At 31.3% G+C, this 12,280-nt stretch carries 11 protein-coding genes; 6 read left to right on the plus strand and 5 right to left on the minus strand.

Translation table 11 applies throughout. The features are described from left to right. The first annotated feature begins 39 nt into the window (after positions 1 to 39). Positions 40 to 2,052: a T9SS type A sorting domain-containing protein gene (locus BMY86_RS11990; RefSeq protein ID WP_091469771.1), complete on the plus strand. Its 2,013-nt coding sequence runs from the start codon at positions 40 to 42 to the stop codon at positions 2,050 to 2,052. Between the two features lie 103 nt (positions 2,053 to 2,155). On the opposite strand, the gene BMY86_RS11995 is transcribed toward BMY86_RS11990, so the two are convergent. From BMY86_RS11995 to BMY86_RS12005, 3 genes are all read right to left on the minus strand, one after another. Next, on the minus strand, positions 2,156 to 3,010 hold the full coding sequence (locus tag BMY86_RS11995) for a tetratricopeptide repeat protein (protein WP_091469775.1): 855 nt from the start codon (positions 3,008 to 3,010) through the stop codon (positions 2,156 to 2,158). Positions 3,011 to 3,132: 122 nt separating this feature from the next. Beyond that, entirely contained in the window at positions 3,133 to 4,350 is a 1,218-nt protein-coding gene (gene odhB, locus BMY86_RS12000) for a 2-oxoglutarate dehydrogenase complex dihydrolipoyllysine-residue succinyltransferase (protein ID WP_091469777.1), read from the minus strand. A gap of 65 nt (positions 4,351 to 4,415) precedes the next feature. Continuing rightward, a complete protein-coding gene (locus BMY86_RS12005; protein ID WP_091469780.1) occupies positions 4,416 to 7,184 on the minus strand; it encodes a 2-oxoglutarate dehydrogenase E1 component in 2,769 nt (922 codons plus the stop codon). A gap of 119 nt (positions 7,185 to 7,303) precedes the next feature. Between BMY86_RS12005 and BMY86_RS12010 the strand changes: the two genes are divergently transcribed. Together BMY86_RS12010 and BMY86_RS12015 are read left to right on the plus strand one after the other, a co-directional pair. After that, positions 7,304 to 7,858, plus strand: coding sequence for a hypothetical protein (locus tag BMY86_RS12010; protein ID WP_245745665.1), 555 nt, complete (start codon positions 7,304 to 7,306; stop codon positions 7,856 to 7,858). Between the two features lie 2 nt (positions 7,859 to 7,860). Then, positions 7,861 to 8,493 carry a hypothetical protein gene (locus BMY86_RS12015; protein WP_091469783.1) on the plus strand — a complete coding sequence of 211 codons (633 nt, stop codon included), beginning with the start codon at positions 7,861 to 7,863 and terminating at the stop codon, positions 8,491 to 8,493. Here BMY86_RS12015 and BMY86_RS12020 read toward each other — a convergent pair. Beyond that, entirely contained in the window at positions 8,490 to 8,840 is a 351-nt protein-coding gene (locus BMY86_RS12020; protein WP_091469787.1) for a hypothetical protein, read from the minus strand. The two genes, BMY86_RS12015 and BMY86_RS12020, sit on opposite strands and share 4 nt — an antisense overlap. Further along, the gene (locus BMY86_RS12025) at positions 8,833 to 9,807 is read right to left on the minus strand and encodes a polyprenyl synthetase family protein (protein WP_091469790.1); all 975 of its coding nucleotides are present in this window, start codon (positions 9,805 to 9,807) and stop codon (positions 8,833 to 8,835) included. The genes BMY86_RS12020 and BMY86_RS12025 overlap by 8 nt, the downstream gene beginning before the upstream one ends. 159 nt (positions 9,808 to 9,966) lie before the next feature. On the opposite strand from BMY86_RS12025, the gene BMY86_RS12030 reads away from it, so the two are divergent. The 3 genes from BMY86_RS12030 (at position 9,967) to BMY86_RS12040 (ending at position 12,279) form a co-directional block, all read left to right on the plus strand. Continuing rightward, positions 9,967 to 11,058: an MBL fold metallo-hydrolase gene (locus BMY86_RS12030; RefSeq protein ID WP_091469794.1), complete on the plus strand. Its 1,092-nt coding sequence runs from the start codon at positions 9,967 to 9,969 to the stop codon at positions 11,056 to 11,058. Positions 11,059 to 11,158: 100 nt separating this feature from the next. Beyond that, positions 11,159 to 11,671, plus strand: coding sequence for a YceI family protein (locus BMY86_RS12035; protein ID WP_091469798.1), 513 nt, complete (start codon positions 11,159 to 11,161; stop codon positions 11,669 to 11,671). 14 nt (positions 11,672 to 11,685) lie between these two features. After that, complete coding sequence (locus BMY86_RS12040; RefSeq protein ID WP_091469852.1) at positions 11,686 to 12,279, plus strand: TetR/AcrR family transcriptional regulator; 594 nt, start codon at positions 11,686 to 11,688, stop codon at positions 12,277 to 12,279. Position 12,280: the final 1 nt, after the last annotated feature.

Below are 12,280 nucleotides of genomic sequence, written 5' to 3' on the forward strand. Positions count from 1 at the left end.
TACTTTTATATATTATAATTATTTCTAAATCTTGAAGTTATGTTACAGAAATACTTTTACACTTTACTTTTTTCTATTTGTGCTTTTTATAGTGGTTTCGGGCAATGTATTCCGCCTTCAAATTTAATGGCTACAAATGTAACTGAAAGTTCTGCAACGTTAAGTTGGACATCTTCAATACCAACGCAATGGGATGTTATTGTTTTACCAGCAAATTCTCCAGAGCCTAGTCCAACTCAATCGGGAATGTTTGTTCAAGTGAATCCTTATACTGTTGTTGGTTTGTCTCCTTGTACAGCATATAAATTCTATGTAAGATCTGTATGTGATGGAGGATCGGCAAGTGGTTTAATTGGGCCAAGTTATTTTGCTACAAATTCGGTTTTAGCAATGGATTGTCCGCCTGTGGCTAATAATGATGCCATAACCGTTTATCCAAATAATGTTTCAGTATCAACCTCTCCTGTTTCTGTATTAGCAAATGATTTTTTTTTAGGTACACCTGCAAATAATATAAATGTAAATGTTATAATTACACCATTGTCTGTACCCTCAAACTTTTCATTAAATTCTAATGGAACCATTAATGTTTTACCCGGTACAGCACCAGGAACTTATACATTAACCTATAAAATTTGTGCTCCACTAAATCCAGATTCTTGTTCCACTACTGCAACAGTTACAATTACAGTTGCTAATGAGGGTTTCTTGTTAAAAGCTTTTATGGATTCAAATTTTAATGGTTTACAAGATGTTGGAGAATCGAATTTTGATATGGGTCAATTTCAGTATCAAGTAAATAATAATGGAATTACGAATACTGTTTCATCTTCAAACGGAACTTATTATATTCAAGAATCCAATCCAGTAAATACATATGATTTAAGTTTTATAGTAGATAGTAATTATAGTAGTTATTATATTCCATCTGTTTCCTCTTATAATGATATCAGTTATGTAACGAGTTCAGGTGTAATGGTGTATAATTTTCCAATAACAGAATTGCCATTTAATGATGTGAGTGTTTATGTTATTTCAGCTGGAACTCCTCCAAGACCAGGTTTTGCTTATCAAAATGTTGTAATGTTTAAAAATTCTGGAAATCAAACGATTCCTTCAGGAACAGTAACATTTACTAAAAATAATATGGTTGCTATTACTTCGGTTTCTCAAGCTGGAACTATTTCAACAGCTACAGGTTTTACTTATGATTTCACAAATTTGCTTCCCAATGAAACACGTAATATTTATGTAACCATGCAAGTTCCAACCATTCCAACGGTAAATCTTGGAGATGTGCTTACAAATACGGCTTCTATTTCAGTTTCGTCGGGAGAAAGTAATGCCAATAATAATTCAGCTACTTTATTACAAGTTGTTGTAGGTTCGTATGATCCAAACGATAAAACAGAAAGTCATGGTGGAAAAATAGTACATGCTTCGTTTACATCAAGTGATTATCTAACATATACCATTCAGTTTGAAAACACAGGAACGTATTATGCAGAAAATGTTCGAATTAGTGATGTTTTAGATGCAAAATTGGATGAAGCAACTGTAAGAATGGTGAGTTCAAGTCATACTAATACTTTAACTCGTGTAGGTAACATGTTAACTTGGAACATGAATGGAATAGACTTGTTACCATCTGGAAAAGGCTATGTTACTTTTCAAATCAAACCAAAACCTGGTTATGCAATTGGAGATATTATACCAAATACCGCTTCTATTTATTTTGATTTTAATCCTCCAATTATAACGAATACTTTTCAAACAGAATTTGTAAACACAATGTCTGTTTCTGATTTTGAAAATCAGTCTTTTGTTGTATATCCTAATCCTACAAATAGTTTGATTACTTTTTCTTCAAAAGACAATTCTCAATTGATAGATTCTATTGTTTTAACGGATTTGTTAGGAAAGACTATTCAAGCCAAAAAAGTAAATGCAATTGCAACTACAATTGATTTAACGGATTTGTCTAAAGGAATTTATTTTGCAAAAGTAATATCTGGAAATCAAATGAGTACTGTAAAAATAATGAAGCAATAAAATATAAAACCAAACTTTTATGAGTTTGTTTTTTTTCAAAATAAAAATCCCGTCATGTATTTGTACAGACGGGATTTTTGTTTTTGAAAATATATAATAGAAATTATTTATTTAATTCATTTTCCATTATTACTACATTTTTAGTATAAACATTTTCTTTAGTTGAAAGTTTTAAAACTTCTTCTTTCCATTTTAAAAAATTCTTTTTGTCTTTTACTAAATAATATTCTAATGCGAAGTTATATGCTGTTTCAATTATATATGTTGTTTCTTCTGAACAAGTTTTTTTCATTTTATCTAAAATTTGAACTCCTTTGTCATACTTTTTTTGTTTAGTATAAGTGTAAGCCAATTCTTTTAAAACATAACAATCCTTTGAGTTGAATTTAATGGCTTTGTTTAAACTTAATTCTGCTAATTCATATTTTCCTAAATGATTATAAGCATAAGCAATTTCTACTTGTAGACCTTCAAAATTTGGATTTTTCTTTTCCGCTTCTAATAAAAAAGTTAATGCTTTTTCACATTCTCCATATCCATTATACAAATATCCCCAACGATATAATCTTTCAATAGTACCTTCACCATCTTTATATACTGAAAGCCAATCAGGTATTTTTTTAATTTTTAATTCGGAATATTTTGCTTCGGGAACTTCAGCAAACTTGCTGTCATCAGGTTCCAGTCGTACTTTTAAACCGTGTTTTATATCCTTTTGTTCTATTAAAATAAATTTACCATCATTTTCAATTTTAAAACTTCCTTCATAATTAAAAGTTAAACCAGCTTGAGAATCTATGTATATAAATCCGAAAATATAGGTGCTATCCTTGCTCTGTGGAAAAACGACCCATTTGTCTTCACATTCTACATTTCTTTTAGTATATTTTAATATAGAATTGTTTTGTGCGTTTAAGTTTAAAAACGCTAATAGAATTAAAAGGAAATATTTTTTCATGTAATTTATTTTTATTCAAATATAATTAAATTCTCACATTTTTAATATGTTTCAAAAAAAATCCCAAACTCTTTCGAATTTGGGATTTGATATTAATAAGATTGCTTCGTTTCTCGCAATGACTATAATTCTAACGCTTTCTTAGGATTGTTATCCATTAAGATTTCAACTGGGTTTTCTAATGCTTCTTTAACTGCAACTAAGAATCCAACTGACTCACGACCGTCGATAATTCTGTGGTCATATGATAACGCTACATACATAACTGGAGCAATAACAATTTGTCCGTTTTTAACGATAGCTCTATCAACTACATTGTGCATTCCTAAGATTCCAGATTGAGGAGGATTGATAATTGGCGTTGATAACATCGAACCGAATACTCCACCATTAGAAATTGTGAACGTACCACCAGTCATTTCGTCAACTGTAATTTGTCCGTCACGCGCTCTAATTGCTAATCTTTTGATTTCTGCTTCTACACCTCTAAAAGTTAATAATTCTGCATTTCTAACTACAGGAACCATTAATCCTTTTGGACCAGAAACTGCTACAGAAATATCACAGAAATCGTAAGAAATTTTCTCTTGACCATCGATCATAGAGTTTACATCTGGATATAATTGTAAAGCTCTTGTAACCGCTTTTGTGAAGAAAGACATAAAGCCTAATCCCATTTGGTGTTTTGCTTTAAATTCTTCTTTATATTGATCACGTAATGCATAAATTGCACTCATGTCTACTTCGTTGAAAGTAGTTAACATCGCTGTTTCGTTTTTAGCAGCTACTAAACGCTCAGCCACTTTTCTACGTAACATTGATAATTTTGTTCTTTCAGAACCACGAGAACCACCTGTTGGCGTACCCATAGAAGGAACTGCATTTACTGCATCTTCAGTAGTAATTCTTCCACCTTTTCCTGTTCCAACGATGTCAGAAGGATTGATGTTTTTCTCGTCTAATATTTTTCTAGCCGCTGGAGATGGTGTTCCAGTAGCATATGTTTTTTCTGCAGCTGGAGCCGCTTTCGGAGCTTCTACTTTTTTCTCTTCTGCTTTTGGAGCCTCAGCTGCTGGAGCACTAGCACCACCTTCTGGTCTTGCAGCAGCAGTATCAATATGACAAACTACTTGTCCTACAGCCACAGCGTCACCTTCTTCAGCTTTTAGTGTAATAATTCCACTTGCTTCAGCAGGTAATTCTAACGTTGCTTTGTCTGAATCTACTTCAGCAATAGCTTGATCTTTCTCAACGTAATCTCCGTCTTTAACTAACCAAGTTGCGATTTCAACTTCGGTAATAGATTCTCCCGGTGATGGGACTTTCATTTCTAAAATCATATTCTTTTAGTTTTAAGTTCTAGGTTTAATGTTACCTAAAATTATATTAATATGTTGTATAACTGTTATTGAAATAAATTCTTATCAAAAACCATAGCAATGGCATTCGCTTGACGTTTTTTCGAACGCTCGTAACTTCCTGCTGCTGGTGCACTATATGCTTTTGGTGAGGCTAAACGTAATTTTACTAAATCGAAATTCATTAACATAAATCCGTAAGCTCCCATGTTTTTAGGCTCTTCTTGTGCCCATACATAATCGTCAACATTTGGATACGAATCGATAATCGCTTTGATTTGATCTGTAGCTAATGGGAACAATTGCTCTAAACGAACTACTGCTACATCATTTCTTCCTAATTCTTCACGTTTTGCAATAATATCGTAATACACTTTTCCTGTACAGAATACTAACGTTTTAATCGCTTTTTTATCTGTTACATTTGGATCGTCTAATATTTCTTGGAATTGTCCGTTTGCTAATTCTTCCGCAGATGAAACTGCTAATGGATGACGTAATAAACTTTTTGGTGAAAACACAATTAACGGTTTACGGAATTTTGTTTTCATTTGTCTTCTCATCAAGTGGAAGAAGTTAGCTGGAGTAGTAACGTCTGCAATGTACATGTTGTGTTTAGCACACATTTGTAAATAACGCTCCATACGAGCAGAAGAGTGTTCTGCACCCTGGTTTTCGTAACCATGAGGTAATAAGAAAACCAATCCGTTTTGATTGTTCCACTTGTCTTCACCTGCAGAAATGTATTGGTCAATCATAATTTGTGCTCCGTTAGAGAAATCTCCAAACTGTGCTTCCCAAATTGTTAATGTGTTAGGAGAGGCTAAAGCATATCCATACTCAAAACCAACTACACCATATTCTGATAAGTGTGAATTGTAAATATAAAAGTTTCCTTTTTTATTATTGATGTCGTTTAATAATACAACTTCTTCTTCAGATTCTTCAACTTTAACAACAGCATGACGGTGTGAAAACGTTCCACGCTCTACGTCTTGACCAGAAATACGAACATCAAATCCTTCCGTTAATAACGAACCATATGCTAATAATTCTCCCATAGCCCAATCTAATTGGTCTTTTTCGAAATACATCGCTTTTCTGTCGCTAATTAACTTAGTAATTTTACTGATGAATTTTTTATCTTTTGGTAATTCAGTAATAGTAGAAGCAATATCTGTTAATTGTTTCTTATCAAATTTAGTATCAAATTTAGATAACATTACATCGTCTGAAACTTGCTCAAAACCTGTCCATTCATTTTGCATAAACGGAGTAATTACAGTTAAGCTTTTCTTACGAGATTCTTCTAGATTTTCATCTAATTTTGCTTTATATGCATCTTCTAACGTTTTAACATAAGCACCATCAATTACGCCTTCATTTTTTAATTTTTCAGCGTAAATGTCTCTTGCATTTTTATGTTTAGAAATTGCTTTATATAATTTTGGTTGTGTAAAACGAGGTTCATCACCTTCGTTATGACCATATTTTCTATATCCTAATAAATCGATAAATACATCACCACCAAATTCCATTCGGTAATCTAAAGCAAATTGCATTGCATGAACTACAGCTTCAGCATCATCAGCATTTACGTGTAAAACGGGAGATAATGTTACCTTAGCGATATCCGTACAGTAAGTAGATGAACGCGCATCTAAATAGTTTGTAGTAAATCCAACTTGGTTATTAATTACTAAGTGAATAGTTCCACCTGTTTTGTAACCGTCTAATTTAGACATTTGAATGATTTCATAAACAATACCTTGTCCAGCTACAGCCGCATCACCATGAACGGCAATAGGTAAAACTTTTGAAAAATCGTCTGCGAAATATCTATCTTGTTTAGCTCTTGTAATACCTTCAATTACGGCACCTACTGTTTCTAAGTGAGAAGGGTTTGGTGCTAAATTGATGTTGATTTTTTTACCTGAATCTGTAACTCTGTCTGATGTTAAACCTAAATGGTATTTTACGTCTCCATCAAAGTACATATCGTCATCGTAATCTTTACCGTCAAACTCAGAGAAAATGTTTTGTGTGTTTTTTCCAAAAATGTTCGCTAAAACGTTTAAACGACCACGGTGAGCCATACCCATTACAAATTGTTCTACACCTTTTTCAGCTGCGCCTTCAATTAAAGCGTCTAATGCCGGAATAGCTGCCTCACATCCTTCTAATGAGAAACGTTTTTGACCTACGTATTTTGTATGTAAGAATGTTTCAAAAGAAACCGCTTCATTCAATTTACGTAAAATATTTTTCTTTTGATCAGCTGAAAATTTTGGCTGATTATCGTTGATGTCTAATCTGTTTTTAATCCATTCTTGAACATGTGGTTCTCTAATATACATGAATTCCACACCAATTGAAGAACAATAAACACTTTCTAAGTGCTTGATAATATCTGCTAAAGAACTTGGTTGCATATTCACCATTCTAGCAGCATCGAAAACAGTTGTTAAATCGGCTTGAGTTAAACCAAAGTTTTCAATTGCTAAAGTAGGGGAATACGTTCTTCTATCTCTAACAGGGTTTGTTTTTGTAAATAAATGACCACGAGTTCTATATCCGTCAATTAATTTAAGAACGTTAAATTCTTTTTGTAATTTATCTGAATTTCCAACTGTTGCAATACCATTTGCTGCGTGAGCAATTTGTTCACCAGGATTAGAAAATTCATTTGCAAAATCGAAACCTTGGAAAAAACTTCTCCAACTAGGTTCTACACTGTCTGGATTTTGTAAATATTGGTCGTATAAATCGGCAAAAAATGCCGTGTGTGCTGCGTTTAAAAAGGAAAACCTATCCATAATTCTGTCTTAATGACGATTTGGTTAAAAAAATTTATGCAAAAGTATAAACTTTTACCCTAAAAGTTCAAAGAATTTTCTACTTTTATGTAGTTATTAACAAAAAAACATTTTTAGTCATGAATTTTTTAATAAACTTAAAGAAATCAGCTTTTTATTTGCTCTTTTTTTTGAATGCTGCAATGGTATTTTCACAACAAGATAGTATTCCAAAAACGAAAAGTTTGTTTTGGCAAAAAGTTCAATTTGGTGGTGGACTAGGATTGGGTGTTGGAAATGGCTATACAAATGTTTCTCTTTCTCCTACAGCATATTACAATTTTAATCCGAAATTTACTGGTGGTTTTGGATTAATTGGAAGTTATGTTGCGCAAAATGCAAATAATCAAAACATATTAGATTTTAAATCGACTATTCTTGGGGCAAGTTTAATTGGCTTGGTAAATCCGTTACCAGAAATTCAATTATCAGCCGAATTAGAAGAATTAAATGTAAACAGAAAATTTGATGATCCAATTTATGTCGATGATAATTTTTGGAACACCGCTTTGTTTTTAGGAGCAGGATATCGCTCGCAAAATGTAGTGGTTGGAATGAAATTTAATGTATTGCATCAAGATAATAATGAAGTGTACTCGCAATCTTGGATGCCTTTTTTTAGAGTGATGTTTTAATCGTGAAGAAAGCTCTCCTTTTATTTATTTTAATTGCTTTTGGTTTTAACAAAAATCAAGAAGAATCCATTTTAGTTGATATTTATGGCGATTTAACAAATGATAAAGTAGAAGAACGAGTTGTTGTTACTGAATTAGCTGAAGAAGGAGAATATGGTAAGATTAGATTGTTACAAATATTCACTAAAAAAAATAATAAATGGATTGAATTAGCGAATTCAAAATCGGCAATACTTGAAAGTGAAGCTGGTGGATTTTCTGGGGATCCTTTTATAAGTAAATCATTAAAAATTACAAATGGAATTTTAGAAATTTCTCATGATGGTGGTTCCAGTTGGAAATGGTTTATTACTCATAAATTTAGATATCAAAACAATAAATTTGAATTAATAGGTTATAAGTATCTATTTGGAAAACCATGTGAGTATTTTGAAACTACTGATTTTAATTTATCTACTGGAACAGTTCATTTTGAAAAAGAATTTGAAACTTGTGAAAATAAAGAACAAATTACAACTAAAGATGAAAATGAAAATTTTGTGAAGAAAATTAGCCCACTACCTAATTTAAACACAATTAATGTGAAAAAGATAAAAATTGTTACTCCAAAGTATAAAAACGAATTTTATCTTTAATATTTATTCCGAAACCAAACTTTTTGCCATTCGCGTTTTAAAATTAAAAACGTTACATCTTCCGATAATTTAAAAACGTCCGAACCGTCTAGTTTTTTAATTTGATCTTCGGAAACATCAATAATATAAAGCAAGTTTAAATATTCGGCAAATTTGTGATTGATTAATCGTAGTATTTTATCCTGAACCAAATTCTTTAATTCGAAAGGAAAAATATCCAAAGGAATATCGATGTTTTCATTTGCTAAAGCAAAATCTTTATTGGTTTGCTCAATCAATTTGAAATACAAATGCTCTTCTTCCGCTTGCGAAATTAATGAATCGATATTTTGTGGAGGATTATACATTTCTGTTCATCAATTTTTCACCAAACAATCTTAAAATGGTTTTTTTATCGTCTGAAATATTCATTTTAGACAACGTTTCAAATGCTTTTTCTGTGTAATTCAGTATGGCATCTTGTGTAGCTTTGCTTGCGCCTGATGTATTAAAAATCGTTTTTACCGATTCAATTTTGTCGGTATTGTCATTCGGTTGAATTGAGAATAAATGTAATAATTGTTGTTTGTTTTCTTCATTAGAAAACTCCATTGCTTTTAAATACAAATACGTTTTTTTGTTTTCGATAATGTCGCCACCAACTTGTTTTCCAAAGGTTTCTGGATTTCCAAACGCATCTAAATAATCATCTTGCAATTGAAATGCAATTCCTAAATTCAGACCGAAATCGTAAATTAAATTGGCATTTTCTTCAGATGTTTCTGCAACGATAGCGCCCATTTTCATCGCGGCACCTATTAAGACAGCAGTTTTGTATTCAATCATTTTTAGGTATTCCGGAATAGTAACATCGTCACGTGTTTCAAAATCGACATCATATTGCTGTCCTTCGCAAACTTCCAATGCTGTTTTACTGAATAATTTTGCTAATGCTTGAAAAATTTTTGGTTCGTATACTTCAAAATATTGATAGGCTAAAATCAACATCGCATCACCAGATAAAATACCAGTATTAAGATTCCATTTTTCATGAACGGTTTCATTTCCTCTTCGTAAAGGCGCGTCATCCATAATATCATCGTGAACCAATGAAAAATTATGAAACACTTCTACCGCTTTTGCTGCTGAAATTGCTTTTTTACAATCACCATCGAAAATATCTGCTGCCATTAACGTTAAAACGGGTCTGATTCTTTTTCCGCCTAACGATAAAATATAAGAAATAGGTTCGTATAAGTTTTCAGGTTTTCGGTTTTCAGTAATAGAATCGAATTCTTTAGCGATAATGTTTTGATAATCAGAAATGGTAAGCATACATGTAATTTTCGTCAAATTTAAGGCAATAATTACAAATTCACTTCATTAATCAAATGTTAATTTTATGTAAAAACATTGGAAACTATTTGCGTGTTAAAAGTTTCCATTATACTTTTGTCCTATAATTTTTAAAAACAATTTTATTCAAATTATATTATGGTAGTACTATTTTCAATACTATTCGTTTTAGTTCTTGCGGGTTTTTTGTTTATGCAACAAGAACAATTTGGCAAAAAACCATCGGGTGCTCGATTAGAAACCATTAAAAAATCACCAAATTATTATAATAATGCTTTTCAAAACTTTAGTCACACTCCAAGTTTAACCGAAGGTGTTTCGTTTTATTCCGTTTTGAAAGAATTTTTATTTGTAAAAAATGAATTAAAAAAGCCAAATCATGAAATTCCTTCTGTTAAAACCGATTTGTTTCAGCTAGATCCCAATGAAAATGTGGTGGTTTGGTTCGGACATTCCTCTTATTTCATTCAAATTGATGGAAAGAAAGTTTTAGTAGACCCTGTTTTTAGTGGTTCTGTTTCTCCGGTTTCTTTTACCAATAAAGCTTTTGAAGGAGCAAATAATTATTCGGTAAACGATATTCCAGAAATAGATTATTTGTTTATTACTCATGATCATTGGGATCATTTAGATTATAAAACAGTAAAGCAATTACAAGCGAAAGTTAAAAAAGTAATTTGTGGTTTAGGCGTTGGAGCACATTTAGAGCATTGGGGTTATGATGCTTCTAAAATCATCGAAAAAGATTGGTATGAAAAAATAATTTTGGATACAAGTTTTGAAGTGAATACGGTTCCAGCACGTCATTTTTCTGGAAGAGGTTTTAAAAGAAATACGTCGCTTTGGTTGTCTTTTGTTTTTAAAACGCCTTCTGCCAACTTATTTATTGGTGGAGATAGTGGTTACGATAAACATTTTGCAGAAATTGGAAATCTATACGGACCATTCGATTTGGTTTTTCTAGAAAATGGGCAATACGATAAGAGTTGGAAATACATTCACATGCAGCCCAATGAAGTGTTACAAGCCGCAAACGACTTAAAAGCAAAAGCTTTATTTCCGGTTCATTCATCCAAATTTGTTTTAGCTAATCATAATTGGAACGAACCGCTTTCGGTAATTACTTCTTTAGTTAATGATTCTAATTTACACATGTTTACTCCGTTAATTGGCGAAAAAACGCACTTGCAAAGTCGACAAACATTTTCTAAATGGTGGGAAATCAGTTAAAAGCATAATTAACAAATGTTAAAATTATCAAAAATACTAGGAAACTATTTGCGTGTTAAAAGTTTCCGTAATACTTTTGCATCATTAAATTGAAAAATATATGCAAGCATTAAGTTTAGAATTAAATCAAAATCAATCTAACTTTTTCATAAAAGTTAGAAAGAACATTGCTTCTTATTTAAAAAATAAAATTCAACATTCATCTGGTTTTGCTGTTGTAAGAAACGATGTAGTTGAAAATGTATCGATACAATTCGATTTAGTAATTGAAGACGACAATAGAATTAAACGTATCGATGCAAATGGATTTATGAAAAGAAATAAAAATGAAATTGTTCATTTCGAAACCATTTCTTTTCAAAGAGTAAACGATTCTATAAGTTTTATCAAAGGAAAACTTACTATGAACGGTGTTACAAAAATTGTTGAGTTAGAAGCCTATGTTAAAACAGAAGAATATAAAAAAGGAAAATCGAAAGTGGTTTTTGATATTGTAGGCGAAATCAATAAAAAAGATTTTGGTTTAGGAATCGATGAAAGAGCTTCCATTAATGGTGTAGCTTTTGGGAAAAATATAAATATAGAAGGGAATTTCGAATTTTTAAGTAACTAAGGATGAGCTGTGAAATTAAAAATAAAATAATCAATAAGGCTACCGATATGTTTTTAAAATTAGGTTTTAAAAGCGTAACGATGGATGATATTGCTAGTGAAATGTGTATGTCGAAGAAAACGATTTACAAACATTTTAGCAATAAAGAGGTGTTAATTGAAGAAGGTACTGAAACGATTAAAAAGAAAATCCATGATATGATGGATAGTATTATTTCTAAAAACTATAATGCAATTAAAGAAAACTTTGAAATGCGTAAAATGTTTAAGGAAATGTTTCAATCGGTTGATCATTCGCCAGCCTTTCAATTGAAAAAACACTATCCGGAAATTTATGCCAAAATGATGGAAGAAGAAATCAAAGTGTGTCAATCTGTTTTCAATCAGAATGTAATAAAAGGAATAGGGGAAGGATTGTATCGAAGTGATTTGGAAATTGATACAGTAGTAACTTTTTATTATACATTAATTTTTTCAATCAACGAAAACACACTTTATGAGAAAGATGCTTCACTTTTAGAATTGAAAGCATTAGAATATCATACCAGAGCTATTGCAACAGAAAAAGGAATAGTAGAACTAGAAAATCAATTAAAATTAAATAATTAAA

It is taken from the genome of Flavobacterium urocaniciphilum (assembly GCF_900110615.1).
GTDB lineage: Bacteria > Bacteroidota > Bacteroidia > Flavobacteriales > Flavobacteriaceae > Flavobacterium > Flavobacterium urocaniciphilum.